Source organism: Marinomonas rhodophyticola (genome assembly GCF_026113935.1).
GTDB classification, from domain to species: Bacteria; Pseudomonadota; Gammaproteobacteria; order Pseudomonadales; family Marinomonadaceae; genus Marinomonas; species Marinomonas rhodophyticola.
In genome coordinates this window covers 414,246-439,565 of record NZ_JAPEUL010000009.1, presented here as the reverse complement: position 1 = coordinate 439,565, position 25,320 = coordinate 414,246, and the positions used below count along the sequence as shown (strand labels likewise).

General features: G+C 45.0%; 27 protein-coding genes and 1 riboswitch. Of the genes, 9 read left to right on the top strand and 18 right to left on the bottom strand.

The genetic code is table 11. The features are described 5' to 3' along the window. Positions 1–41: 41 nt before the first annotated feature. The 6 genes from ONZ52_RS16490 to ONZ52_RS16470 form a co-directional block, all read right to left on the bottom strand. The gene (locus tag ONZ52_RS16490; protein ID WP_265219798.1) at positions 42–683 is read right to left on the bottom strand and encodes an oligogalacturonate-specific porin KdgM family protein; all 642 of its coding nucleotides are present in this window, start codon (positions 681–683) and stop codon (positions 42–44) included. 215 nt (positions 684–898) lie between these two features. Beyond that, the gene (locus ONZ52_RS25065) at positions 899–1,057 is read right to left on the bottom strand and encodes a YgjP-like metallopeptidase domain-containing protein (RefSeq protein WP_346433242.1); all 159 of its coding nucleotides are present in this window, start codon (positions 1,055–1,057) and stop codon (positions 899–901) included. Next, positions 1,041–1,406, bottom strand: a complete 366-nt coding sequence (locus tag ONZ52_RS16485; RefSeq protein ID WP_346433241.1) for a hypothetical protein — start codon at positions 1,404–1,406, stop codon at positions 1,041–1,043. Before ONZ52_RS16485 ends, ONZ52_RS25065 begins: the two co-directional genes overlap by 17 nt. 37 nt (positions 1,407–1,443) lie before the next feature. Further along, positions 1,444–1,959 (bottom strand): GGDEF domain-containing protein, encoded by a 516-nt coding sequence (locus ONZ52_RS16480; RefSeq protein WP_265219797.1) that lies wholly within the window; start codon positions 1,957–1,959, stop codon positions 1,444–1,446. Beyond that, a complete protein-coding gene (locus ONZ52_RS16475) occupies positions 1,928–2,833 on the bottom strand; it encodes a GAF domain-containing protein (RefSeq protein WP_265219796.1) in 906 nt (301 codons plus the stop codon). The genes ONZ52_RS16480 and ONZ52_RS16475 overlap by 32 nt, the downstream gene beginning before the upstream one ends. Before the next feature lie 140 nt (positions 2,834–2,973). Next, positions 2,974–3,699, bottom strand: coding sequence for a sulfite exporter TauE/SafE family protein (locus tag ONZ52_RS16470; RefSeq protein WP_265219795.1), 726 nt, complete (start codon positions 3,697–3,699; stop codon positions 2,974–2,976). Positions 3,700–3,829: 130 nt separating this feature from the next. Here ONZ52_RS16470 and ONZ52_RS16465 point away from each other — a divergent pair, with 130 nt between their 5' ends. Continuing rightward, on the top strand, positions 3,830–4,072 hold the full coding sequence (locus ONZ52_RS16465; RefSeq protein ID WP_265219794.1) for a LysR family transcriptional regulator: 243 nt from the start codon (positions 3,830–3,832) through the stop codon (positions 4,070–4,072). A gap of 75 nt (positions 4,073–4,147) precedes the next feature. Further along, positions 4,148–4,738 carry a substrate-binding domain-containing protein gene (locus ONZ52_RS16460; RefSeq protein ID WP_265219793.1) on the top strand — a complete coding sequence of 197 codons (591 nt, stop codon included), beginning with the start codon at positions 4,148–4,150 and terminating at the stop codon, positions 4,736–4,738. On the opposite strand, the gene ONZ52_RS16455 is transcribed toward ONZ52_RS16460, so the two are convergent. The 4 genes from ONZ52_RS16455 to ONZ52_RS16440 all read right to left on the bottom strand — a co-directional run bounded on the left by ONZ52_RS16455 (position 4,733) and on the right by ONZ52_RS16440 (position 10,241). After that, entirely contained in the window at positions 4,733–5,551 is an 819-nt protein-coding gene (locus ONZ52_RS16455) for a DUF547 domain-containing protein (protein ID WP_265219792.1), read from the bottom strand. The two genes, ONZ52_RS16460 and ONZ52_RS16455, sit on opposite strands and share 6 nt — an antisense overlap. Positions 5,552–5,554: 3 nt before the next feature. Then, positions 5,555–7,705, bottom strand: a complete 2,151-nt coding sequence (locus tag ONZ52_RS16450; RefSeq protein ID WP_265219791.1) for a dihydrolipoyl dehydrogenase family protein — start codon at positions 7,703–7,705, stop codon at positions 5,555–5,557. A 173-nt stretch (positions 7,706–7,878) separates the two neighbouring features. Continuing rightward, a complete protein-coding gene (locus ONZ52_RS16445; RefSeq protein WP_265219790.1) occupies positions 7,879–9,096 on the bottom strand; it encodes an MFS transporter in 1,218 nt (405 codons plus the stop codon). 215 nt (positions 9,097–9,311) lie between these two features. Beyond that, positions 9,312–10,241, bottom strand: coding sequence for a DMT family transporter (locus ONZ52_RS16440; RefSeq protein ID WP_265219789.1), 930 nt, complete (start codon positions 10,239–10,241; stop codon positions 9,312–9,314). 116 nt (positions 10,242–10,357) lie between these two features. After that, positions 10,358–10,552: riboswitch (FMN riboswitch) on the bottom strand. Positions 10,553–10,761: 209 nt separating this feature from the next. Between ONZ52_RS16440 and rarD the strand changes: the two genes are divergently transcribed. The 4 genes from rarD (at position 10,762) to ONZ52_RS16420 (ending at position 15,366) form a co-directional block, all read left to right on the top strand. Next, positions 10,762–11,664 carry an EamA family transporter RarD gene (gene rarD, locus ONZ52_RS16435; protein WP_265219788.1) on the top strand — a complete coding sequence of 301 codons (903 nt, stop codon included), beginning with the start codon at positions 10,762–10,764 and terminating at the stop codon, positions 11,662–11,664. A gap of 115 nt (positions 11,665–11,779) precedes the next feature. Continuing rightward, complete coding sequence (locus ONZ52_RS16430) at positions 11,780–13,795, top strand: phosphatase PAP2 family protein (RefSeq protein WP_265219787.1); 2,016 nt, start codon at positions 11,780–11,782, stop codon at positions 13,793–13,795. 190 nt (positions 13,796–13,985) lie between these two features. Beyond that, positions 13,986–14,423, top strand: a complete 438-nt coding sequence (locus ONZ52_RS16425; protein WP_265219786.1) for a hypothetical protein — start codon at positions 13,986–13,988, stop codon at positions 14,421–14,423. Positions 14,424–14,559: 136 nt separating this feature from the next. After that, entirely contained in the window at positions 14,560–15,366 is an 807-nt protein-coding gene (locus ONZ52_RS16420) for an ATP-grasp domain-containing protein (protein WP_265219785.1), read from the top strand. Positions 15,367–15,478: 112 nt separating this feature from the next. On the opposite strand, the gene ONZ52_RS16415 is transcribed toward ONZ52_RS16420, so the two are convergent. Continuing rightward, on the bottom strand, positions 15,479–15,850 hold the full coding sequence (locus tag ONZ52_RS16415) for a hypothetical protein (protein ID WP_265219784.1): 372 nt from the start codon (positions 15,848–15,850) through the stop codon (positions 15,479–15,481). 150 nt (positions 15,851–16,000) lie between these two features. Next, positions 16,001–18,043, bottom strand: a complete 2,043-nt coding sequence (locus tag ONZ52_RS16410) for a HAMP domain-containing methyl-accepting chemotaxis protein (RefSeq protein WP_265219783.1) — start codon at positions 18,041–18,043, stop codon at positions 16,001–16,003. Between the two features lie 233 nt (positions 18,044–18,276). Between ONZ52_RS16410 and ONZ52_RS16405 the strand changes: the two genes are divergently transcribed. From ONZ52_RS16405 to ONZ52_RS16395, 3 genes are all read left to right on the top strand, one after another. Further along, positions 18,277–18,684 (top strand): GNAT family N-acetyltransferase, encoded by a 408-nt coding sequence (locus tag ONZ52_RS16405; protein WP_265219782.1) that lies wholly within the window; start codon positions 18,277–18,279, stop codon positions 18,682–18,684. 149 nt (positions 18,685–18,833) lie between these two features. Continuing rightward, positions 18,834–19,625, top strand: coding sequence for a tetratricopeptide repeat protein (locus ONZ52_RS16400; protein WP_265219781.1), 792 nt, complete (start codon positions 18,834–18,836; stop codon positions 19,623–19,625). Beyond that, positions 19,595–20,344 carry an FAD synthase family protein gene (locus ONZ52_RS16395; RefSeq protein ID WP_265219780.1) on the top strand — a complete coding sequence of 250 codons (750 nt, stop codon included), beginning with the start codon at positions 19,595–19,597 and terminating at the stop codon, positions 20,342–20,344. Before ONZ52_RS16400 ends, ONZ52_RS16395 begins: the two co-directional genes overlap by 31 nt. A 94-nt stretch (positions 20,345–20,438) precedes the next feature. Here ONZ52_RS16395 and ONZ52_RS16390 read toward each other — a convergent pair whose 3' ends face one another. The 6 genes from ONZ52_RS16390 to ONZ52_RS16365 are packed head-to-tail and all read right to left on the bottom strand — an operon-like array spanning position 20,439 to position 25,214. After that, positions 20,439–20,864, bottom strand: a complete 426-nt coding sequence (locus tag ONZ52_RS16390) for an NAD(P)/FAD-dependent oxidoreductase (protein ID WP_265219779.1) — start codon at positions 20,862–20,864, stop codon at positions 20,439–20,441. A 7-nt stretch (positions 20,865–20,871) separates the two neighbouring features. Further along, the gene (locus tag ONZ52_RS16385) at positions 20,872–21,567 is read right to left on the bottom strand and encodes an NAD(P)/FAD-dependent oxidoreductase (protein WP_265219778.1); all 696 of its coding nucleotides are present in this window, start codon (positions 21,565–21,567) and stop codon (positions 20,872–20,874) included. Beyond that, complete coding sequence (locus tag ONZ52_RS16380) at positions 21,449–21,847, bottom strand: hypothetical protein (RefSeq protein ID WP_265219777.1); 399 nt, start codon at positions 21,845–21,847, stop codon at positions 21,449–21,451. Before ONZ52_RS16380 ends, ONZ52_RS16385 begins: the two co-directional genes overlap by 119 nt. A 5-nt stretch (positions 21,848–21,852) precedes the next feature. Continuing rightward, the gene (locus ONZ52_RS16375; protein WP_265219776.1) at positions 21,853–22,623 is read right to left on the bottom strand and encodes an amino acid ABC transporter ATP-binding protein; all 771 of its coding nucleotides are present in this window, start codon (positions 22,621–22,623) and stop codon (positions 21,853–21,855) included. Next, complete coding sequence (locus tag ONZ52_RS16370) at positions 22,623–23,981, bottom strand: amino acid ABC transporter permease (protein WP_265219775.1); 1,359 nt, start codon at positions 23,979–23,981, stop codon at positions 22,623–22,625. Before ONZ52_RS16370 ends, ONZ52_RS16375 begins: the two co-directional genes overlap by 1 nt. After that, the gene (locus ONZ52_RS16365; RefSeq protein ID WP_265219774.1) at positions 23,982–25,214 is read right to left on the bottom strand and encodes an amino acid ABC transporter permease; all 1,233 of its coding nucleotides are present in this window, start codon (positions 25,212–25,214) and stop codon (positions 23,982–23,984) included. It abuts the gene before it with no gap. Between the last annotated feature and the right edge of the window lie 106 nt (positions 25,215–25,320).

The window sequence follows — 25,320 nt, the reverse complement described above, 5'->3', positions numbered from 1 at the left end:
CTGTCACGTCTGAGCCGTTAAAACTGTATTTTTCACCCGACTTATAAGGCACAAAGCCCAGCTCTACAAAAGGACTCCAACCATTTTTTTAAGCCTGTGTATTCAGCCTTAACATTCACCTCTGAGATAGCGGACTGTTCATCCTTCCATCTTGGACCAGATTTTTCTTCATTAAAGGTATAATCAAGATCGGCACCAAAAGACCAATCTTCAACACCTTTATAGCCCGCAGAAAAAGTCCAACGGTTGTAATGAGAGTTATCTTTACCGACAACATTCTCATAATGATACCGATGACGAAAACCAAGTGACCAATCTGAGTTTACTTTATAGCCAAGGCTTAAATTAAATTGATGACCGACTTTATCCGAACCAGACTCCCACTTGTATTGAGGAGTTAACGTCAAGGTGTCAGACAACTTGTACTGATAGCTAATATTACTTTGCTGACCATTCCCCGTCTGCTCACCAAATGCATCTTCATTTTGGCTTTTCCACTTAGCTTCTACGCCAAAACCGATGCCATTAGCAAAGCGATGGCTCACTTCTATTCGATCGGCATGCTTCGCATCTTGGCCATCGTACTCAGGTAAGTATTCATGGCGAATATTTATGCTAGTTGCATGAGCCGCCATACTCGTTAGTCCAATGAGGACTGCTGCAGAGACAATTTTGATCTTCATTTTAAAACACCATTTTATTTTTATTAGGTAGGGGTTTTAATTTAAACCTTTACTTTTCATTTTGGAAGCATTTTCAAACCAATGCACCCAAAATAATAAAACAATGTTTTATTATTTTGGGTGTGAGATATGTGCCAACCAAGATAAATCAAGGAATCGAATAAATGTGCAAAAATAATGGATGTTAATTTTGATAGAAAGGAAAAACAGACTGTTTAGAGCCAAAGCTCTCCAAAGCGATCTCTATGACTCAAATACAGGCGAAGGTCGAACTCTAACTGATGATAATCAGGCTCCATATAACAACAAAGCTTATAAAACGCTTTGTCATGGGCCTTTTCCTTCAGATGAGCCAACTCATGTACTAAAATCATTCTCAGCAAGGGTCTCTGGAACTTGTCGAAACAGAGAGGATATACGGATTTCATTCTTGGCTTTGAGCTTATTGCCCTGCATTCTTGAAACATAAGTATGCAGGCCAAGCGCATTGTTGATGACATGAATTTTGTCATCGTAAATCACCTTACTGATCGGAGGTGAGCTGCGCATAAAGGTATTTTTTATCTCTAACGCGTAATCATACAAACCGCTGGCGCCACCTAAGCTATGAGCGATAGGATACTTGCTTAACAACCACTGGGCAGATTTTTCTGACTCAATTAAGGCTTGTGCTTGTTGTTGTACGTGGAGACTGTAACCTGAAAGATAATTCTTCGAACTCATAAGTAACTTTGTTTGCTCATATATTTTTCAATGTATTTTACTGTGAAAAGACACAATTGCGACCTGCCGCTTTCGCTTGATAGAGAGCATCATCCGCCGCATTCAGCAATTCATTAACCGTCGAGCAATCATCATGCTTACAATAAGACACCCCTAACGATACGGTAAACGAAATTTTGTGGCCATCAATACTCAGCACACCACCCTCTTCTATTCGTGCTCTTAATCGTTGTGCGACTCGGATAGCTTCGTCTTGATCCGTCGCTGGCAACAAAACTGCAAACTCTTCTCCACCTATTCTCGCAATAATGTCATCTTTCCTCAAAGTAGATAGGCTCATCTCGGCCAATTTTTGCAATACTAAATCTCCAGTTTTATGACCATAAGCGTCGTTAACACCTTTGAAATGGTCAACATCCATCATTAAAACAGCAAGTGACGTCTTCTCAGTACGCGCTTTAGACAAAGTGTTTTCGCATTGCTCAAAAAAATGGCCGCGATTCGCCAAACCAGTCAAATGATCAAAATAAGCCCGTCGTTCGAGGCTCTTCACGAGAACTAAAACTTTCAATCGCAATACTGGCCAGATTACTGGCAAAATTGATCAACTCAAGCTCTTTTTGGGTGGGAGAAGAGGGTATGCGTTTATAAATGGCAAAAGTCCCTAACAATTCCCCTTTTGATGACATAATGGGATCTGACCAACATGCAGCTAAACCCGCTTTTCTCGCCAGCGCCGTATAATCTTGCCAATATCGATGAGAGAAAATATCTTCTACTATGACACGCGTTTTTAAATAAGCGGCCGTACCGCATGAACCAACATTGAGGTCAATTTTAATACCATCAACCGCTTTATTATAAAAATCAGGAAAATCTGGCGCCGCTCCTAAAAACAAACATTGTGAGGCTTGATCAAAGAGTAGCACGCTACATAAAGAGAGCGGACTTTCGTACTGAATCTGTTTCACAATAACATCAAGGATGTTTGTTAATGCAGAACTTTTCGCCACCATTTCCAGCATTTCACTACGCGCACGCAACCTTTTTTCAGCAATCCAATAATCGGTTATATCATTGAAATACCATAACCTTTTATCGGCAACGATAGAGAAGGAGATTCTCACTTTTTTAACCGAACCATCCTTGCAAAACATTCTAGTGCTTAGCCCTTCTACTGGCACATTTTCTTGATTATGACGTATCCAAGGTTCGATAACCTGTTGATAATAATAAGGATCTGGAAAAGCATGGTCATACCATGTATTTAGATCAGGAAGGTCCTTTAAAGAATAACCAAAGAGCGTGCTAAACGACTTATTTATGTAATCGATCCGATCTGAGGTAATATCCGACCAAGCGACAGCAATCGGCGCCATCTCCAAAATATCTTTCAACTGGATATTAGTTTCTGGTCTGTTTTCCATACAAAAATCCACTATTGAGCCTAGCTGTACAATAACCAACAAAAGTAGTTGCCCATACAGACTATTATGGAACATCAGCCGACAATACAAGACGGAACACAGCTATTTTTGTATGTTTTTGTACAGCCCTATTGTATGCGCTACGAAAACAGAAACAACTTCACGGCCGCAATCATCGACATAATGCGGATCATCCATTTGAACTGAACTGGGTTTACTTTTTTCAAAAAATGATAGCCAATAAATGAACCGACCATCAGCCCTGGCACGGCATACAAACTGGCTTGTGTCGTTTCCAGGGTTAGTAAACCTAGGCTGATATAAAAGGGTAACTTCACCACGTTAATGATAAAAAACGCCCACGCTCGGGTGCTCACATACGTCTCTTTACTCAGTTTTTGCTCAAGCAAAAACAAGCTAAAAATGGGACCAGCCGCGTTGGCCATCATAGTCACAATACCACCCAAAAAGCCCATGGAGTAAGCCGCCCATGGTTTTTGCATGAACGAGGCCGGACGAAAATCCAGATACAAGCCCAGAGCGATCATCACAATAATCATCAAACCTAAAAAGCTCACAAACTGGTCGGCATTGATGTTAGCCAATAATTGGCTGGCGACCAGCACACCTAAAAAAGCCAAAGGTAAAAAACGCGCCAACACTGACCATGCTATTTTAGATCGATAGCTCCATACCGCCAAAATATCGGTAATGATATACAAGGGTAATATCATTCCCAGAGCTTCAGGGCCTGGAAAGGCGATCATCACAATAGGCAATACCAACAAGCCCATACCACCGACTGAAAACTTAGAAAAACCGGTTATTAATCCCGCTAAAAATAGCACAACAAATGCAGAATCCACTTATTCTCTCCTTGTTCATTGATAAGGATAATCCTCATTTATGTGAGCCATCATAAGACATATAATGAACAATAAATAATCTCGTTTTATTATTAAAACGATTAGAATTAATGATCATGTGGTGAACATTATGAAATTGGATCAACTAAGAGCCTTTATTGCGGTCGTCGAAACGGGAAGTTTTCGTTCAGCGGCAGACTCTATCCATAAAACTCAGCCGGGGATCAGCGCCGCGGTAAAAGCCTTAGAAGAACAATACGGCATCCAATTATTTGATCGAAACAGCTATCGCCCAACATTAACGACAGAAGGTCACGCTTTTTTCAACAAAGTAAAAAGCTCATGTCGCAAGTACTGCAACTGGAAAACTTAGGTCACGATCTTGCCCAAGGCACAGAAGCTCCCCTGCACATTAGTTTAAGCCAGATGGGGACTCGACGATGATTGCATGACAAGAATCAAAGCCTTTCAAAACCAATATCCGGATATCGCCCTAGACATCACCACAGATCACCTTCATGGTATTCAAGAAAAGCTGGCAAAAAATAAATGCGAAATTGCCATTGGCCCAAGATACGGACTCGATGACCGACATGCTTTTATTCAACTCAATAAAATCAGCATGATAACGGTGATTAGTCCCAGTTTACTCAGCAATCTCAATGCAAATGACACCAAAATCAAACAACAATCATTGTACGCCGTACCGCAAATACTGGTCACCAATACCGCAGAAAATTCGCCAGAAAATGGCCATAGATATATTTTACCAACGGGAAAGCGTTGGTACGTCAATGATTTTTTAGCCAAAAAAGCCATGCTATTACACGGTCTTGGCTGGGCGCGAATGCCAAAACATTGCATTCAAGCCGAATTGGATAATGGTCAACTGATACCAATTGAAGTAGAAAACTTTACCTCACACAATCAGCTGCCTATTTTTATGATTCGTTTACGCCATCAAACACAAAGTTACCAGGCGAATCTTTTTTGGGAAATGATGAAGAGTTTTTCCCCATTCACAGGATCGGATTTATAAGGTTTTATTCAACGCCCAGTCATAATCTAAAAAGCGGATCGACATCTTTTTCTCTGTGAGCTGCTTTATGTCTTCAGGGCTGAGAGACAAAGAAACCGCGTAGTTCACTAGAAACTGTTCCAGTGAATCATACCCTTTCCAACCTTTCTCAAAGTCTTCTCGATACCATTTAAAAATCGAGGAAAGCGCTAATTTTCCGCCTTCTATTCGATTTCGACTGCGATCTTCGAGGAAAAGCAGTGTTTGTTGCTCTAATTGAGCCTCTAACTGCTGTCCAGTATAGGCTTGGTTGCGCAATGCTGGGCAACCGATGCTGGCGCAATTCACAGCAAAATGAATACGCGGATCTTGATAACGATCAGAGCCGCGAATCATAACGTGTTCGATATCATCCAAAGATCGAGTTTCTCCCAATAGCGGAATAAACGACTTGTTCCAAGGCGAGCTAAACAAACGACCCAGTTCTTTGATCGAGTCCAAATCAGGCCACTTGGTCAGAATCAACGCCACCGTCCACGCATTGTAGGCATTGATCAAAAAAGCCAATTGCTCGTCTTTAGACCAAGCATCAAACTCGACCTGAGTCACCTGAGATAACTCAGCCAGATACCCTTCTAACGGCACCTTGTCATAAGCAAAACCTTGATAATCAACTTGAGTGACTTGACCCCCATTTAATGGCAGCACATGCTGTTTTAACAAAGCATCCCATTGACCATGATCGAAGGTATTTGCCGCGCTAGCCAGAGAGCTAAACAAACCCAACACCGTAAAACTCAAGAGAGTCAAAACCCATAGTCGACGTTTTTTCATCGCTTAACCTCGACGCCAAGTATGGTATTTTTCCAGCCAATTCAAAATACGCTGTGGCGCATGAGCGCGTTTCCACTCCCCAGCGGCGTATTTATTGGCTTCCGCCCAAGTTGGATATGTATGAATGGTGCCAAGCACTTTATTCAGGCCAAGGCCATGTTTCATCGCCAACACAAATTCCGCCAGCAAATCCCCAGCGCGCTCGCCCACAATAGTGACGCCTAAAATCTTATCCTTACCCGGCACCGTCAGCACTTTCACAAAGCCTTTCGCGGCACTGTCGGCAATGGCTCGATCCAGATCATCTAATTCATAACGCACCATTTCATAGGCAATGCCTTTGTCTTTGGCGTCTTGCTCACTCAAGCCCACTCGCGCCACTTCAGGATCAATAAAAGTGGTCCAAGGAATCACTCGGTAATCGACACGGAATTTTTTCAGCGAACCAAACAAGGCATTCACCGCGGCGTACCACGCTTGATGCGCCGCCACATGAGTAAATTGATAAGGGCCTGCCACATCGCCTGCGGCAAAAATATTCGGATATAAGGTTTCAAGATAATCGTTGGTGACAATCGTGCCTTTGGTCTCAATGCCAAGGTTTTCCAAACCATAACCTTCAAGACGCGCTTCGCGGCCCACCGCACAAATCAACGCATCAAACTCCACCACCGACTCTTGACCCTCGTGCTCAACAATCAGACGTTTCACACCCCCTTCCTTCTCACAGCGCACAGCATTGTGGGAGGTCAGCAGGATCACACCATCTTGAATGAGGCTGTCTTGTGCCAGAGCCGACACATCTTCGTCTTCTCGTCTCATAATGCGAGTCGAGCGTTCTATTTGCGTCACCTTAGACCCCAAGCGTGCAAAGCTCTGGGCCAATTCACAACCAATTGGTCCACCGCCTAACACCACCAGCCGCTTCGGTGGCTCGTCTAACTTGGCAAACGCTTCCCACAGAGTATCGCTAGTGTAATAACCCACTTCTTCCAAGCCCGGTAAATCTGGCACAAAAGGACGTGCCCCCGTTGCCAAGACAATGCTGCGCGCCGTTAAACGCTGCGTGCCGCCTTCGTTCAGCTGAATTTCGACTGTCCATGGGTCAATCAATTTTGCGTAACCTTGTACGACATCGACTCCCATTTTGCTGTAACGCTCAACGCTGTCGTGAGGCTCGATCTTTGCGATCACATCGTGAATACGCTGCATGACTTTTTTAAACGAAAACGTCGGCTCGCTGCTGTTTAAACCATAGTTTTCAGCATGGCGCATTTGATGGGCGACTTTCGCACTCTTGATCAATGCTTTACTTGGGATACAACCATAATTCAAACAATCGCCACCCATTTTGTGGGCTTCAACCAGCGTCACTTTGGCTTTCACCGTTGCGGCAATGTAAGCACTTACTAAGCCGCCGGCCCCTGCTCCAATCACAATCAAATTACGATCAAAGGATTTTGGCTTGGTAAATCCCGCATACACACGTTGTGCTTTAATAACATCCAAAATTTTCTTCGCCATCAGCGGAAACACACCCAACAACACAAAAGACAGCAACAAAGAAGGCGATAAAATGCCAGATAAGCTTTCCAGTTGCCCCAGTTGTGTGCCCGCATTGACATACACCACAGTACCAACGAACATACCCACTTGGCTCACCCAGTAAAAGGTCAAAGCACGAATTGCGGTCAAACCCATCAGCAAATTAATCAAAAAGAAAGGGAAGATAGGCACAAGACGAAGGGTGAATAAATAAAAGGCACCGTCTCGTGCAATGCCTTCGTTAAAGGCTTTTAAGCGATCACCAAAGCGCGACTGCACTGCGTCTTGTAATAAGTAACGCGACACCAAAAATGCCAAGGTCGCCCCAATGCTACTGGCAAACGACACAATCAGCGTGCCCCACAGCAAGCCAAACAAGGCACCAGCGGCCAAGGTCATGATCACCGCGCCCGGCAAAGACAACGCCGTCACAATCACGTACAAGAGCAAAAAGCCCCCACTGACAAAAATTGGGCTGTCACTGCGCCACGCTTCAAAGGTTACCAGACCGGATTTTAGCCCTTGCAGCGTCAACCACTGGTTCAAGTCAAAATAGAAAAAACCCACCACCAAGGCGGCAATCAAAACCAGCAATCCAATTTTTTTCATTCGTACTCCGAAAGGGCTTTGCAATTCGACCGTGATAAATAAGTGTAACTCAAGGAATTAGACACCAAAGAGTCCCATATTATTACAGGACTTGGCAGTATTTTTTTAGGAAAGAGCGCGAGAATACAGGCTATGCTGCTTAGACAGCACAGCCGAAGAAGACAAGAAAAACACTAAACAGTGGCTTTGATACGCCCAGCCCAGAGACTAAATAGCACACCAAAACAGCAAACGCACAACACCAACATAACTAAGCCAGAAAGCCCATAAATCGCAATCGCCGTCGCAAATGTTGGTGGCCCAACCGTCGCGCCAATGTTACCAAACTGGGCAAGTAAGCCATAACCTTGTGCTTGTTCACTTGGATTGCGAGCAAGGGTGGGAATCATCGCCAACGCCGAACCTGGCACCATACCAAGAAACAGCACCATCACACCAACCACAACGCAGAACAGTTCAGGCGAAGCACTGATTAATGACAATACAACCACGCTCACTGCCACACCACAATACGCCATAAGTGCCACACGTTGCGGCCTCATCAAATATTGCGCAATCGCCCCCGCTAAAAAAGTTCCGCCAGTACTAATGAGCGGCAACACCACCAACATCAATTTCTGCAATGTCGAATCACCAATCAAACCAGGAACATAAGTCAATACCGACACCAAGGTGCAGGTGTAAAACAAGAACACACAGCTAGGGAGCAAGGCGCGAGGGTTTTGATAAATTTTTATCATCTGTCTCAAGAAGCCATCCTGCATTTCCGTTACTGGTACCAAATCCAAGACCGGATTTTTTCTTAGCTTGAAGAACAACACCAAACCGATAGTACTAATAAAAACGCCATGACTCAGAAACAAGGTCTGCAAACCGTATTGATCTAAAATGTTCTTTCCCGCCCAGCCACATAAAGCAAAGGCGACCCCAAAGAAGGTACCCCAAATCCCCATGGTCAACGACTTATGCTGCGGCGCACTTAACTTTGCAATCAACGTCGGTGCGGCGACCACCACACCTAATTGCGAAAAGCCTTCCAGCATTCGCGTCACAAACAACAGATTAAAAGGCGGCAGAGTGGATTGAATCAAAGATAAACCACCACCTAACAACAAAGCGCCAACCAACACCTTCAAATAACCAACGCGACTGGCGATCATGCCCGCCGACACCCCGAAGATTAAACCCGCCATACCAACCGCAGACAATGCCGCACCGGTTGACGTTGCACCGGCTTGATAATGCGCAAGCAAATCATCGAAAGACACCGAAAACTTGGCAAACTGCATCGCCGCAGAAATACCCGCCACCCACAGCAAGATAACATTCAGCCACTGGGTTTTTGGCTCGGTGATTGAAAAATCATTAGAAGTAGAGGAAGAGCTGGACATCGGTATTCCTTTTAACAGTGTGAATCACACTGTCTGCGCATGAAGAAAAAGAAAACTGACCTTACGGACAAATTATGTGTGCTATTCTAAAGCAAAAAGCACCAAAGAGGGGCAGGTATTTGCAGAATCAAAAAAGGAAACTAACTATGTGGGAGAAAGATTTGAAAACAGTCTAATGCTCAAAAAATCACCAGACTGTTTTAATTAACTAAAAACTACTGAGTCACTGGCGCCAATTCGGTTTTTTTCAGTTCTTTCATGCGCAAACCGATGTTGCCGAGGATGAGCATCAAGCCGCCGATGATTTGGTAGGCGGTTAATCCCATGTTGAGGAAGTACCAGTTGATCACGGCGGCAAAGACAGGGAACGATAACTCGGCTAAGGTGGCAAGTTGTGCTGGCACGGTTTTCAATCCTTGATAGTAGAACCACATGCCCACAAAACCACTCAATAGCGCCATAGCAATTGCCAAGCTCAAGTCAATGGATGTCATGGGAATGAGGCTGTCTGATTGGGCCAGCGTCAAAGGCAATAACACCAATAAGCCAGCTACAAAACGTCCCGACATAATCGCGTTGGCTGGCATGTGTTGATGGGACAAGTATTTGCCGCACACGGTTGCTGCGCCCCAAGCGATCACCGCTATTAGGGTGTAACCATAGCCTTTCATAATGCTTGTTGTGTCACTTGAATAGTGCCATTGGGCATCGCCTAGTTGGCGTAGATCTGGCCACATCATCACAAAGCTGCCCAGCAAAATGACCGCGGCCCACCGGACAAACTGCCCTTCAATGCGTTCTTTCAGTAACCAATACGCCAACAAAATTGCCACGATCGGTTGCAGCTTTTGCAGCAAGATCACCACCGTGGGATTCAAATAGTGAAAAGCTTCGGTAAACGCCAAGGTACCCATGGCAGAACCAATACCGCCAATGAAAAACAAGCACGAAAAGCCACTGATCGACATGTGGCGATACACATGACGATAACGCCACAACATAGGCGCGACAAACAACACCAAGGTAAGGTGTTCGATCAAAACAATTTGTAGGGTGGAATAACCCGCACCCAACAAGGGATAACGAATTAACGTATCAAGCGCCCACGTGAAGCACGCGATCATGATAAAAAAAGTGCCTGCCATCTTTGGTTTCTCCAATCAATAAGATGTACAGGGGTGATGAAAACGAATATACCAAGAATTGCACACAGAAAGGCGCAGCACAGAGACACGAAGACAAGTTCGTGCACTCACGCTTGGTCGATCTTCTATCATCCGGACTGTAACCGTCGGCTCTGGAGTCTCACCAGATCTGCTGACCCTTGCTTCTTAAACGACATGTCTAAGATGCTTTTCTTAACGTAAGAAACAAGGCGCTCGCGGGCTGTTGATAGATTTTTCAATCTCGTCAAATTACCGCCGGTGGGGAATTTCACCCCGCCCCGAAGTTCGATTAATGTAAAGTTAATGGCTTAACTTTAAACCCATCCCCCAGCTTAGGCAATACGTTCAATCAGTACGCAAATGAAATTGTCTGTTTCACCGTCACTGGAATCGTTGCATAAGATAGTCATTCAGCTTTCAATAAAAATCTGACCATTTAACCAGTATTGCTATACACTCTTATGCCTAAAAACAACATTCATTGAATAGGATTATTTCAATGCAAACCTCATCAAAAAGCGGCATTTTCTACGCGTTAACGGCGTTTACTCTATGGGCGATTGCGCCTATCTATTTTAAAGAAATGTCGTTTGTGCCTGCCCAAGAAGTGCTGGCTCATCGAATTATTTGGTCTTGCGTTATTGTGTTGGTACTGATTGTTGCGTTGCGCTATGGCGCGGCCTTGATCAGGATTTTGCGTTCACCCAAAGCACTGTTGGCGATGCTGGTATCGACCGTGTTAATTGGTCTTAACTGGGGGATTTTCATTTGCGCAGTACAAAGCAATATGTTGCTAAGCGCCAGCTTGGGTTACTACATTAATCCGCTCATCAGTATTTTATTGGGGATGATTTTTTTCCAAGACAAGTTAGATAGAACGCGTAAGATCGCTGTTGGTCTGTGCTTTTGTGCGGTCGCTTTTGAAGTTATTCAGTTTGGTTCTTTGCCTTGGGTAGCTTTAGCGCTGGCACTGACATTTGGTATTTACGGGTTAGTCCGCAAAAAAGTAGCCGTGGACAGTTTTACTGGAATGGCGATTGAGACCGCGCTTATGCTGCCGTTTGCGCTGGCGTATTTGCTAATGAGCGATTCTCCTAGCGCCAATATGTTTGAAAACAGCAGTACGGTGAATTGGTTGTTGTTTGCAGCGGGACCTATCACCATGGTGCCATTAATGTGTTTTGCCGCCGCGGCGAACCGAGTCAGCTTGGTAACCTTAGGCTTTTTCCAATACATTGGCCCCACGGGAATGTTTATATTAGCGGTATTTTTGTATGACGAGCCACTCAGTCCAGAAAAGCTCATTACGTTTACCTTGATCTGGTCAGCCTTAGCCATGCTTATCATTGATTCTGTGCGTAAAATTCGTAAGACGCAATCAAACGAGCTATTGGAATCTTAACCTAAAATAAGTACGCTGGATTTTGCCTGTTAATCCAGCGTGAGTCACAAAACATTAACAAATTAACAGTATCTTGGGAGGATGTTTATTAACACTCCTATGGATACTCATGTTCATGAAAACTAAGACACACTCGTCATATCCGGTTCTTAAACCCCTAACACTTGCCCTCATCACAGTATCATTTTTAACCGCCTGCGCCATTAGGCAGGGTGCAGATAAACCAACGGGAGTAGGTTATGAACAAGTCGTACCTACACCCAAGGTTTCGTTTCCTCTACCAGCTGTGGACAATATTGAAAACAACGGTAACGAACATAAATACGACCCCGACTATAACCCCATTCTTACCCTGCTGTCTGGATTTAACCAAATATGGACGCTAGGAGACGAACAATGGGCAAACGGCAGTGCCAACAGTAAAGGCCCTGCAGATTTTAGCAACGTCAAAATTATTAACCCAATAGCATGGCAAGAAAACATCGCCTATGTAGTAAAAGTCACGAATAATCGGACGTATCAACAAACATTGGATGCTTATTTAGATGATCGTCGAGACAAGAATTTTAGTGTGATTGACGGCTTTGGTCCACTGACTAACGCCTATATAAAAGGTGCTCAAGCACATTCGAATGTACCACTGCATACTGTTAACGATGTCACTAGAGCATCTTCCGATCCCGCTTATTTTGACGCCAACGCGACGCTGGATTATTCCGAAGGTGGAGATGATGATAAAGCAAAAGGTTTGTCTTCTTCTGAATTAGGCAAGGTCGTTGACTTGGTACATTTGCTTCGTGAAAGTTCAGCCTCTACTTCACCAGCAAAATACACCTTCTCGTCTCCTCGCCCTTGGCGTATGAACGATGAAGGGCAAGTGATTCCGCTGGACGCTAATCACGATGGCAAACCCGACACAGAGAGCTTAGGCGGGAAAACCTTCGAACTGTACGATACAAACGTGTCTATTGTTCCTTCTCTAAAATACCAACGCCGTAAAGCAGAGGATGGCCGCCGTAAAGATGGCGCTTTCCCAAGCGGTCACACCAATGCAGGTTACTTAGCAGCTTGGGCGTATGCTTATGCTTTTCCAGAACGCTTTGCAGAAATGGTGACGCGCGGCTCTGAGCTGGGTGAAAGTCGTATTGTGGCGGGTATGCATTCGCCATTCGATGTGATTGGTGGTCGCATTCAATCGCAAGCGGTGGCTGCAGCCGCTCTTCTTAACGAGAAAAACACGGCGCTAAAAGAAGCCGCCTATGAGAATACGGGCGAATATTTTTCCCAAATGTCCGCTGGGGATTCGCTTTACGATCTCGCGCACCAGCAAGATTCTTCAGATCGTTGGGCTGATCACGATAGCAACAAAGCTCTGTATCGTTTCCGTATGACCTATGGCTTTACTCAAGACAAGAGTAAAGCCGGACAAGCGCCTGTCGTACCAAAAGGTGCTGAAGTACTACTGGAAACACGCCAGCCTTATTTAACAGCTGAACAACGCCGTGCGGTGTTGTACACCACCTCGATTGATTCCGGCTACCCAGTGCTAGACGAGTCAAACGGGTGGGGGCGATTAGATTATGTCACCGCAGCGGATGGATATGGCGCCTTCCTTGGGGATGTCACGGTGACCATGGACGCTGATAAAGGTCGATTTAATGCCCATGATTGGTGGCGTAACGATATCAGTGGCAAAGGCTTATTAACCAAGCAAGGCACGGGCTGGTTAACCCTAACAGGCAACAATAGCTACAGCGGCGGAACGCATTTAAAAGCAGGGGTACTAGAGGCGCAATCACGTACTGCGTTTGGTTCTGGAGATGTCTTTATAGAGAACGGGGTTTTGTTAATCACTAGCGGGCTGAATGTGAACAACTTGCAACAGCAAAGCGGCATGCTAACCATCCATCTAGACCAAGTTAACGTACCCGCTCTCACCGTAAAAAATACCGCCATGATTCAAGGGGGCACCTTGGTCATTGATGCACTCGCTAAACCACAGGTCGGTGATCGTATCCCTCTCATTCAAGCTAAATACTGGCGTGGAAAATTTGAACAAGTACTCACAAAAGGCTTTAAGGCCAAGGTTGAGTACAATGACGACGGAGTAGAGCTCCTCGTAACAGAATAAACGCAACGAAACATAACTTAAAGGGCGACAGGCAGAACAGCCATTCGCCCTTTTTTTATTCCTCTCCGTAAAAAATGAACAGTTTTTGTCATCAACAAGGAAGCTTGATGGCAATGAGCTTTTAAGCCTATGTATTTACTGGCGAATCCCTATTGTAAGAAGCGTTATCAAACACATTAGGTGCTTAACAATGCGCATAAACCTTCAAAAAGCTTTTGCCAAAACCTTCGCTACTATTTTCTTCAGCCTCGCAGGATTTGTGGTACTCGCCAGTTTTTTCGGTGCCATAGGTGAATACCGTCATGGCGAAAGCCTCACCCAAGTTATTATCAAAATCATCAACTCCAACATCATTGCCATTGCGGTATTTGAATTGGCGATGGTCATTAATAAAGAATACGGCAGTGATAATGAGCACGATATTATTGTTTTACTACGTCGCACTTTACCGCGCTTTATTGGCACCGTTTGTGTCGCCATGGCGCTAGAAGGTCTCATTATGGTGATTAAATACAGTCAGCTGGATATGGCGGGGAACTTGTATTATCCCGTTGCTATTGTAGCGAGTTCTGGATTCTTATTGATTTCATTAGGTATTTTTCTCAAATACGCACCACGAGAACACTGATTCTTACGGTGCTATTTGCTACCCGAATGGACGCTTTTTTTGAGTCGAAAATAGGCTAAAAAAAGCGCATTTTTTTGTTTATTTTTTCAGCTTCTGGCCTCACAATCGCGCCATGTTTGGCTATTGATTATAAATAATGAATATCATCTCGTTTGACGCACTAAGAACCCTCCACTTACCTCAGGTTAAATACATTAAACCCGAATCTATGTATGATCATTTGGAGGAAATCAAAGAGGCAGATTGGCTACTATTCCCACAATACTGGCAGCTTACCGCGTTGGTTCATGGGCTAAAAAAGCGTATTTTTCCAAGCCTTGCGTCATACATGATAGGACACGATAAAGTCGAAATGACACGCACATTTCGCACGGTCGTGCCGCATCAGCATCCTTATACGATCATAGCCGCCAATACACCTTACGAGGCGGATAAAATTTGGGACGAAATGCCGTCGCCCTTTGTTGCCAAGATTCCTCGTAGCAGTATGGGAAATGGTGTGTTTTTAATCGAAACACCGAGCCAGTGGCGCGATTATGTGGCGAAAACAGATGTCTTATACGCGCAAGAATATCTACCAATAGACAGAGACATGCGCGTTATTTGGGTAGGCAATAAGATTGTCAGTGGTTACTGGCGTCTACAGTCAGACAATGGTTTCCACAACAACATCAGCCAAGGCGGACAAGTGGAAGTGGCATTGATTCCCAAAGAAGCCCAAGACCTAGTGACATTTTTGGCACAATCTCTCGACATTAACCACGCAGGGTTCGACATTGCCATGGTCGGACCTGTTCCCTACGTGATTGAAATAAATCGCATTTTTGGTAACCAAGGGCTGCCAAATATTCAGCAAGATGTGAACACAGAACTGCTCAGTTATCTAAACGAACAGTATTTGTTATCAACCTCCATGTTGATAGATCAACCCAGCGGATTTTAATAATCACGACACAAAAGCTAGCTCTGCCGAGCTAGCTTTATCATCACGTTCAAAGACGTGTTTAAGGCTTTGGCAACGTCTGCTCTAACACGAGCTTTAGCAGTACAATCGTTTATCGCCGCCGCGTATTCAGTAAACAGTTTTCTTTTGGAATATCGCTCGTTAAGATGGCGAAAAAAGTCACTTGTTGTCGATCAAACAAATTTTGCATTAACTTTGCCTGATCCGCGTTCCCCCCGTACATGTTTAATAACATGGGCGTTATCACATCATTTTGTAAAAACTCACTGTAAGCTAATAAGCCTTTATGAACCAAGGCCATGTCTTCCTTCGTGTAATAACCAGCAAACTCATCTAATTTCACATCAACAAAGTCCACTAGAGCACGACAAGAATTCAGTTCATTAATCGACGCTTTGCTCGCCGCAAATAGTGGGAAGCAGAGTAAAACAAGGATAAAGAATAAGTTATGATACTTTTTCAAAGCCTTTCTCCTTTTTATTATTTTTCTTTTTGAAGAAAAAACAATCAATCAAATGACAATACGCCATTTCAACAGACTAAGGAAGGTTTGAACAGAAACCTATGGCAAACAATAATCGCTACCGTTTGCGCCATATAAAATAAAAAACCGCTAGCACCTTAGAGGCACTAACGGTTTTTTAGCACTAGCATTTAAAAATGCGCTTAGCTCTTTGCTAAAGTGAAATGAGCCATGGTGTCTCTCATTACAGCACTTTGACTGCTTAGCTGCTCTGCAGCAGCAGCGCCTTCGACAGAAGCAGCGGCATTGAGACTCGACAACATCGCCAACGGATACAATTGCACGCGTTACTTCATCTACTGCCAGTGCTTGCTCGCCACTGGCAGAGGCAATTTTCGTCACTAAATCCGTGGTTTCATTAATGCCATCAAACACCGCTTGAAGCGCTTGAGCCGTACTTTGTGCGATAGCAACACCGCTTTCGGTTTTGGCTGAAGACAGCTGAATTAATTTGGCTGTTTCCATGGCGGCGGCGGTACTTCTTGATGCCAAGCCACGCACTTCATCAGCCACCACTGCAAAGCCTCGCCCTTGTTCGCCAGCTCTCGCGGCTTCAATCGCGGCGTTTAGGGCCAATAAATTTGTCTGTTCGGCGATTTCATCAATGGTTTTAATGAAGCCTGCAATACTTTGTCCTGCGTCTTTTATGTCATTCATAGCTGCTACCATGTCTTGCATGTGTGACTGGCCTTGCGCAACCGCTTTTTGTGCCGTAAGAGCCAATTGACTGGCTTGTTTTGCCCCTGTTGCATTATCATTGGTTTGCACAGAAAGCTCTTCTAATGCCGCAGAAATCGTCTGTAAATTGTCTTTTTGCTGGTTCGCGCCTTCGGCAAGAGATTGGCTAAAGCTCGATACTTGTGAGCTACCAGCGGCAATTTGATCACCAGAGCTTTGGATTTCCGACAAGACATTGTTAAGGTTTTTGACCATGTCTTTCAGAGCTTTGCCCAGTACATCTTTATCCGACGCTAATACCACTTTGGACGATAAATCTCCGTCGGCAATCTTTTGTGCAAGGTGTGCTTTGTCGCGTGAACTCCTCACCATCACTTTCACAGCGGCATACAAACTGGCACTGTCTTCATTATTATTGGGTAAATCGATATCAAGATCACCTTCTGATACGCGTTTTACAATATTTGTGACCATCATAGGATCGCCACCCAGATTTTGTATCGTGGAACGAGTAATAAAGATGGCCGTGGCTATACCAAACACAATCGCCAATACCACAATCACTTCAATCACAATAATCGCGGTCGAATTACTTTGCTGTAACTCAGGTCCAAGGATATTTTGCTCCTCTAGGAATGAGGCTCTAAGCTCTTCCGTCATTTTGGCAACCATAGGGCCAATTTGATTCAATTTCTCGTTTACCAGCGCATTACGTTCCAATTGCGCTTTTACCACAGCGTCAAATCCCTGTTCGTAAAGCACAGCGCTGCTTATTGCTTCATCTAGCAAGTTGATACGCTCAGGATTTTCAAGTTCTTTCTTCAAAATCTGAAACTGTGCATTCATTTCTGTAAATTCTTTATGCACAATATCAACAGCGTCTTGTGTACTAGAATCTAAAAACTTCAACGCGTTCACTCGGGCGAGTAACAAGCTTCGCGTAGCTAGTGACGCGTGATAAGCCGCAAACATATCACCATCGTCCTTCGCTGAAACCAATATTTTAGTTAAATCCCGTTCAACAATGGGGCCATAAAGATTTAATACATTATTAACTAATTCATCTTTTTGTTTTTGCAGTGTTACCGCCTGACTAAAAGCTTGATTGTATTCTTTCAAGTTATCGGCAATTACTCTGATCACACCAACTTGCTCAGGATGCTTAATATTCAATATCGCTTCATCCATATATTGTTGAGTTTCTTGCCAGTAACCATCAAACTCGCGTTTGTCTTCTTCGTCAGACGTCAGTAAAAAATCTTTCACTTTAAGACGAACCATCAACATACGCTCTTCAACTTGACTAACGGCATTGGTGGATCTTGCAAGCGAACGATACTCTTCAAAACCGGTAGACGCGCTATTGAGAGCAAAATATGAAGTAATACCAACAGCACCAAGTAATATCAGTACAACAGAAAAACCCAGATACAATTTTCGCGAAAAACTAAACATAATGAACAATCCCTTATAAAACATTACACAAAACATAGTGCATGTAGAATAAAACACTGCTCAATTATTGTTTTATTTTGTCAAAAAATTGTAAATATAGTCGTAAATTTTGTTACGTTAAAATGTAAGGGGCTTTGATACTCCTACTAGTCTGTGTTCAAGAGAATAGAAAAATCTATTATATTCATTTTTCTAACAGAAATTACGCAAGCATGAGCGGCAGGGTTAATTTGATGACTAAAAAGACGCTATTAATGCCAATTAACATTCGCTCTATTCGACATCAAGATTGCAATGCTTGGTCAGCGCTAAGAGTCGAATTTCTGCCTGAAATAAAAAACATTAACCAAGCGGAAGTCGACGCCTTCTTTCATGGCAGCCATCCAAATGTACAAGAGGTGTTGATTGCCCTTGATGATGCCCAAAAGATGGTCGGTTTTATCGAGCTAAACCTGCGTGACAACGTCCCTGGCAGTAGCCAGCAAACCACGCCCTACATCGAAGCTTGGTTTGTCTCACCGGATTGCCAAGGGCAAGGTATCGGCAAAGCTTTGATTCACGCTGCTGAAGAATGGGCAAAACAAAAAGGCTTTCAGGTGGCTCGGCAGCGACGCTCCGATTACCAACGAAAAAAGCGTTAACCTTCACAAACAACTTGGCTTTAACGAAATAGAACGTGTAGTTTGCTTGCTAAAAGTATTAGATTAAGACCTCAAGAGGCACTTACCCAGCCAGCCTTAATAGTAAGAACAATACTGCTCCCAATCACATAATACCCTGCAGGAAGAACATGACCATTGATGACCAAATTCAGCTCGCCGTGCAGTATTTTCGTGCCGGGCAATATCAAGACGCCAAGCAACTTTTTCAAGGTATTTATAAACAAGCACCTGAATATATTATCCCGCAAATCTATCTCGCTCAGTTGGCGGTCTTAGAAGGTACGGGGAACGCGTGGATTGAAAGGCTTGAAGCTTTATTGCGTGAAAAACCTTACCTGCATGAGGCATATCACATCTTAGGATTGTGCTATCAACAAAGCCGCTTGTTGCCCCAAGCCTCCCACGCTTTTCATCAAGCCCTTGGGGCGTTTTTGTCTCAATCCTTTGTTTCGGCGGCGGCCTATCCTCAGCCGATAAAAAAGACCTCGACGTTTGATCGCCCCCGAGCCGAATCCTTATTATGGACCACTCTTGCCGAGCTAAAGCGACAAGGGATTTATGCTTTTGCTACCGCCGGCACCTTACTCGGCCTTGAGCGTACAGGGCAATTATTAGACAACGACAAAGACATTGATATTGGTATTGATTGGCAACAAATGCCCGCTGCCATCCAAGCGTTAATCGCACTAGGTTGGCAGGAAACAGCACGCTCCTATGGTTTGATCAACCCTCGCTGCTTTATACACCTAACGTCTGGCATCACCATGGATGTATGCGGGTATGGTACCGAGCTTCCTTCAGGTGAAACCATATCAGGACTTTGGATGGATCAGGTTCCCTTTGATTGGAACCGCATCACTTACTTCCCCCGCTTCAGCTTAACGCCAAAATGTCTCCTGCCGGAGAAATATGGCATTTAACGGCACCAGATGCGTTTTTAGCTGCCCTTTATGGCGCACATTGGCGCGTTCCTGATCCATATTTCGACACCATAGTATCCGCCGCTAACTTACGGCATTTTTCTTGGCTTGCGCTATGTTATGGCTACTCACGCCTTTACGGAGAGTGGAGCAAAGGCAACACACAAAAAGCGCTGAATATTCTTTCCACCTTGCGACGACATAAAGCAGACGATCCACTACTGGCCGCCATCGAGAAACACCTTCAGACAATCCAGAAGAACCAGCCGCCAATCCAGAAAAGCCAACCACAGCGTGTACTCGCATTAGGCTACTTCGATTTATTCCACCAAGGGCACCTCAACTATCTGAAATATGCCAAACAACAAGGGGATGTTCTTGTTGTGGGGGTTGCGCCCGATGCGTTTGGCAAGCAAAGCAAAGGCTACGCTCCGGTGATGTCTGAACAAGATCGCATGGCCATACTCAGCGCACTATCGATTGTCGATGAAGTCCATTTGGTTGGCGCGCCCATGTCTCAAACCGAAGCAGCTGCTCAATGGATAGCCTCGCTCAACATCAACGCCGTTATCTGTGGTGATGAATGGCAAGGCAGCGAGCGTTGGAATGCCCTTAGCCAGTGCTTAGCGAAAGATAATATCATCGTCCTATACGCCCCACGTACGGCGAATATCTCAACAACCGATCTGAAAAAGCACATTCTGAATCTTCAAAGCTAAACGCATTTCAAGCATACCCAGCAAAAAAAACAAAACCCAAGTGAATCACTAGGGTTTTGAGAGGTGTTCAATCCAGCGTTGCTTCGCCTTGCTATTACCAGCCGCGTCGATCCGCAAAATCATGCCATCGCATAATGGCTGGCAAAAACCAAGGTTTTCCGGTGTAAAGTGGACGGGTATTGAATGGAAACTGGTCGAAAGACGTTTTCCCTTCCGCTTGATTCAGCACCTGTTGGGCAATTTTGCGACCAAAATAATTGGCGCGACCCACACCAGAACCACAGTAGCCCATGGCGTAGTGCATATCGTCCATTTGGCCGATGTGAGGCACATGGTCAAAGGTGTAAGCAACATAGCCCGACCAAGCGTAATCGATTTTGGCCTCTTCTAATTGGGGAAACACCCGAATCATGAAATCTTGCAGGTATTTCGAATACAGTTGCGGCTGATCACCGCGACCAAACGCCCGCCCGCCAAACAAGATGCGCTTACCGTCTGGCGAAGGTCGATAATAGGCCACCAAACGCTCAGTACCGCCATGAGCACGTAATTTCGGGCATCACAGAACGAATCACAGATTCAGGCAATTCCTCGGTGGCAATCATCGCGGAACGAATCGGAATCACACGACGTTTGAATTTATCAAACTCGCCACCCGTGTAGCCATTTGTGGCGATAATCACTTGATCGGCATAGATAACGCCGCCATCGTACTGAACCTTGTAGCTAGCGCCTTGTTTACTGACATCACGCACCTTGGTGTGTTCTAGCATTAACACGCCCGATTGCTGAGCGATATGACACAGTCCACGATGTAGCTTAGCGGGCTGCAAAGTACCATCGGTCGGATAAACCACGCCGCCATGATAAGCGTTAGAACCCACTTCTTCGAATTGATCCTGACGACTCACCGCAATCGCGGGGAAATCTACTACTTTGGCAAGTTCTTCAGCCTGCTCAATTAAACCCGCATAGTGGCTTGGATGACTGGCCCCACGAAAACGCCCGCACAAAGACAAATCGCAATCAATTTGTTCTTCTTTGATAAAGTCCACCAGCCAATTAAAGGCCACCAGACTTTCTCTAATCGTCGAATGCACCTGATCACGACCATATTGACGCTCTAGCCCATCCACGCCCAACTTGCTGAAGCTTGGGCCAAGCAAGCCGCCATTTCGACAACTGGCTCCTTCCCCTAACCGACCACCTTCCAGTAATATCACTTTGATGCCCCGCTCGCGCCAAAGTAATGGCCGCTGAGATACCCGTAAAACCACCACCAACAATCACAGCGTCGGCTTTTTGTGGAAGTTCAAAGCGAGCATTTGAGTGAATCTTGCTTGCCAAAGACGTATCGGCCAACCAAAAAGGCATGTTGGTGTACGTCGATCTGTTTTTTGCCAACATATTGATTTCATTCCATAAAATAAGGGTAAGTTCGTATTTTTCTTTAACCGCTAAGCTCAATCTTTGAACGATGTCACGAGTGCTGCCATCGTTCAAAAATTTCAGAGAACATGTTGTAAAAACTCTTTCGTCCTATCCCACTGGGGATTGACTAACACCTGCTCCGGTGGCCCAACTTCGATGATTTCACCATCGGCCATGAACACCACACGATCGGCTACTTGTTTGGCGAACTGCATTTCATGGGTAACGCACACCATGGTCATGCCGGTTTTAGCAAGGTCAATCATCACGTCCAAGACTTCCTTGACCATTTCTGGATCTAACGCAGAGGTTGGCTCGTCGAACAACATGATTTTGAGATCCATGGCGAGAGATCGAGAAATCGCCACACGCTGTTGTTGACCACCGGATAATTGCCCCGGATAACGCGTCGCCAATTGCGCAATGCCCACGCGATCCAATAAACGCATTGCCATTTTGTCAGCGTCACGCTCTGACATCTTGCGCAGCCAAGTGAGACCTAAAGTACAGTTCTGCAAAACAGTAAGGTGAGGAAATAAGTTAAAGTTCTGAAACACCATACCCATGGTTTGGTGAATGATTTTATGGCTTTGACGATCCCGAGAAAGCGGCTGACCAAACACGGAAACCACGCCTTCCTGGTAATCTTCTAAATGATTCAAGGAGCGAATCAGGGTCGATTTACCTGAGCCAGACGGCCCACACACCACCATAATTTCGCCTTCACTAATATCCAGAGAAACGTCTTTTAAGACATGATGGTCTCCGTACCATTTATTTAGCTTGTCGATTTTAATCGCTGTGTTTGTGGTATTTTTTCTAGCCAAATGGCCTGATGAAGTCATCATTAGCGATCCACCTTTAAACGTTTTTCTAGGGTCAAACTGTATTGAGACATGCTGTAGCAAAACAAAAAGAAGAGTACGGAAATCATCACCAAAGGTTCGGTGTGCATGCCCACCCAGTCTTTGTCATTGGCGATATTACGTGCCATCAACATAATGTCGAACAAACCAATGATGGAAACCAAGGTCGTGTCTTTCAACAAACTGATAAACGACGTCATGATGTTTGGAATCATCATTCGAAGCGCCTGCGGCAGAATAATCAGCGCCATGGTATGCAGATAACCTAAGCCAAGCGTTGCGGCGGCTTCGTACTGACCTTTGGGAATGGCCTGCAAACCACCACGGATGTTTTCCGCCATGTACGCACCAGCAAAGATACACACCGCCACCAGCACCTGCGCAAGCTTGTTGAATTCCACATCCGCGGGTAAAAAGATAGGCAACAGAGTCACGGCCATAAACAAGACAGTGATCAAAGGTACAGAACGAACTAGCTCGATCACTGTCATCGACAACCAATGAATCACGGGTAACTTAGAACGACGGCCAAGCGCTAATACCACACCAATAGGAATCGCCATGGTGATAGCAAAACTGGCGATAATAAACGTCAAGAACAAACCGCCCCAACGCTCAATGGCCACCGGTTCCAACGATACTTGATTCACTACAAAAGCCATCACCAGCGCGATAAGCAACCACACAGCCACAAAGCTCAACAGATGAATTCGTCGCTCAACGAAGCGTGATACCAGCGGCACAAACAGTTCGTTTAGCCCCTTTTTATCCCATACTGACAAGATCCAGTTAGCGTAGATAATGGTTAGAAAAGCCAAAGCAAGGCAGGTCATCACGCCATGTACCCAGCCCAACTCCGCACCAAAACGGCCACCTAAGAAAAGATACGCCCCGACAAAAGGATACAGGCCGATCCAAGACAATAAGATGACGTTACGCAAAGGTATACGCTTAGACATCAGCGGCAATAACCACACCAAGCCAAGCAATACGCCAACATTGACACGCCATTGCTCATCGACCGGAAAACGCCCATAAATTAAGCCATTAAACCAGCTAATAACCCCCGCCCAACAGGCGCCATCCGGACTGATATCCATGCATTGGCGACGATTATCCGCAATAAATACAGCGTTAAACACGGCCCAATCCAACACGTGTTTCACTAAATAAAACAGCACAGCGATCACACACAAGGTCAACACACTGTTACCGATACTGTTAAAACAACGCTGACGAATGGTACCGAAAATGCCACTTTTACTTTGACGTGGCGGACGCGGTGGTGTCGGAACAAATTGCTTTAAAACGGGTGGATTTTTCACGTTTAGATCGTCCATTTATCGCACCTTATACTGCACACTGTCGTTGTACTTGTTGAGCAAGTAGGAGATCAGCAAACTGATGAAGATATAAAAGCCCATGACCATAAAGATGATCTCGATAGCGCGTCCGGTTTGGTTCATCGACGTTTGCATAAACACCGACACCAACTCAGGAAAGCCAATTGCCACAGCAAGAGAAGAATCTTTCACACTGGTCAACCAAGAATTGGTCATCGGTGGAATAATGGATCGAATGGCCTGTGGAATTAAAATCAGACGCAAGGACTGAACACGAGAGAAACCAATGGTAAAAGCGGCTTCGTGTTGTCCTCTGTCGATAGATTGCATACCCGCTCGCACAGTTTCAGCTATCGCCGCAGATCGATACACCGTCATGGCCACAAACGCCGCCCCAAATGACGCTGGAATATAAGCTCCCCCGCTGAAATTAAAACCTTGCAGGCTCGGCACAGACAGAGTCATTGCATTCACAAAGAACCACAAAGCCCAGCTAGCCAGCAATGCCCAAACAACTAGGCCAATATAAAACCCACTGGAACGAGAACCAGACAAGACGTAATACGGTTTAGACCAACGCAACAACCCATAAAGCAACAGGGTCAAGCCAGCAACAAGGGCAAGAACCCATCCCCATGACACGGCACTTTGTACGGTCGTCACATACAAGCCACGGTTATTCAAAAACAACCATTCACCTAGATGATAACTTTCTCGCGGCGCAGGCAAGGTAGAGAACACCACGGTAAACCAAAAAATAATTTGGATTAACAAGGGCACATTACGCACGATTTCCACGTACCAACGAGCCAATTGAGACACCAAGGGATTCTCAGACAAACGTAAAATACCCACCAAGGTGCCAACCAGAGTACCGACGACAATCACGCAAAAAGACAATACCAAGGTATTCACAATGCCGACGAAAAAGACACGCCAATAACTCATGCTGGGGTCATAAGGAATCAGGCTCCAGCTAATATTAAACCCCGCAGTCACCTGCAAAAAATCAAAGCCAAACGTCATGCCCAAACGGTTTAAATTTTCACTGGCATTGGCAAATAAAAACCATAGGCCGAATAACGCTAACATCAAGACAAACGCTTGAAGAATGACCGCTCTGCTTGCATCATTATTAAGCAGAGACCGTCTTTTTTGTGTCGCAGACGAAGGCAAGCCAGCGCCCTTCAAGGGACTTTTTTGTGACTTGCTCGTAGAAGACTGAATCATATCGATATACCGAACGAAGAAAGAAAACCAAAACCGCAATAGATAGGCAAACGCCTAGCTATTACGATATTTAGAAACCCTTACACCCAATAACGTGTCGCCATCA

What these genes read in the sequence shown, in the direction of transcription:
- ONZ52_RS16490 (WP_265219798.1), bottom strand. Translation starts at nt 683, where the DNA reads ATGAAGATCAAAATTGTCTCTGCAGCAGTCCTCATTGGACTAACGAGT.
- ONZ52_RS25065 (WP_346433242.1), bottom strand. Translation starts at nt 1,057, where the DNA reads ATGATTTTAGTACATGAGTTGGCTCATCTGAAGGAAAAGGCCCATGAC.
- ONZ52_RS16485 (WP_346433241.1), bottom strand. Translation starts at nt 1,406, where the DNA reads ATGAGTTCGAAGAATTATCTTTCAGGTTACAGTCTCCACGTACAACAA.
- ONZ52_RS16475 (WP_265219796.1), bottom strand. Translation starts at nt 2,833, where the DNA reads ATGGAAAACAGACCAGAAACTAATATCCAGTTGAAAGATATTTTGGAG.
- ONZ52_RS16465 (WP_265219794.1), top strand. Translation starts at nt 3,830, where the DNA reads ATGAAATTGGATCAACTAAGAGCCTTTATTGCGGTCGTCGAAACGGGA.
- ONZ52_RS16460 (WP_265219793.1), top strand. Translation starts at nt 4,148, where the DNA reads ATGACAAGAATCAAAGCCTTTCAAAACCAATATCCGGATATCGCCCTA.
- ONZ52_RS16455 (WP_265219792.1), bottom strand. Translation starts at nt 5,551, where the DNA reads ATGAAAAAACGTCGACTATGGGTTTTGACTCTCTTGAGTTTTACGGTG.
- ONZ52_RS16450 (WP_265219791.1), bottom strand. Translation starts at nt 7,705, where the DNA reads ATGAAAAAAATTGGATTGCTGGTTTTGATTGCCGCCTTGGTGGTGGGT.
- ONZ52_RS16445 (WP_265219790.1), bottom strand. Translation starts at nt 9,096, where the DNA reads ATGTCCAGCTCTTCCTCTACTTCTAATGATTTTTCAATCACCGAGCCA.
- ONZ52_RS16440 (WP_265219789.1), bottom strand. Translation starts at nt 10,241, where the DNA reads ATGGCAGGCACTTTTTTTATCATGATCGCGTGCTTCACGTGGGCGCTT.
- rarD (WP_265219788.1), top strand. Translation starts at nt 10,762, where the DNA reads ATGCAAACCTCATCAAAAAGCGGCATTTTCTACGCGTTAACGGCGTTT.
- ONZ52_RS16430 (WP_265219787.1), top strand. Translation starts at nt 11,780, where the DNA reads ATGAAAACTAAGACACACTCGTCATATCCGGTTCTTAAACCCCTAACA.
- ONZ52_RS16425 (WP_265219786.1), top strand. Translation starts at nt 13,986, where the DNA reads ATGCGCATAAACCTTCAAAAAGCTTTTGCCAAAACCTTCGCTACTATT.
- ONZ52_RS16420 (WP_265219785.1), top strand. Translation starts at nt 14,560, where the DNA reads ATGAATATCATCTCGTTTGACGCACTAAGAACCCTCCACTTACCTCAG.
- ONZ52_RS16410 (WP_265219783.1), bottom strand. Translation starts at nt 18,043, where the DNA reads ATGTTTAGTTTTTCGCGAAAATTGTATCTGGGTTTTTCTGTTGTACTG.
- ONZ52_RS16405 (WP_265219782.1), top strand. Translation starts at nt 18,277, where the DNA reads ATGACTAAAAAGACGCTATTAATGCCAATTAACATTCGCTCTATTCGA.
- ONZ52_RS16400 (WP_265219781.1), top strand. Translation starts at nt 18,834, where the DNA reads ATGACCATTGATGACCAAATTCAGCTCGCCGTGCAGTATTTTCGTGCC.
- ONZ52_RS16395 (WP_265219780.1), top strand. Translation starts at nt 19,595, where the DNA reads ATGTCTCCTGCCGGAGAAATATGGCATTTAACGGCACCAGATGCGTTT.
- ONZ52_RS16375 (WP_265219776.1), bottom strand. Translation starts at nt 22,623, where the DNA reads ATGATGACTTCATCAGGCCATTTGGCTAGAAAAAATACCACAAACACA.
- ONZ52_RS16370 (WP_265219775.1), bottom strand. Translation starts at nt 23,981, where the DNA reads ATGGACGATCTAAACGTGAAAAATCCACCCGTTTTAAAGCAATTTGTT.
- ONZ52_RS16365 (WP_265219774.1), bottom strand. Translation starts at nt 25,214, where the DNA reads ATGATTCAGTCTTCTACGAGCAAGTCACAAAAAAGTCCCTTGAAGGGC.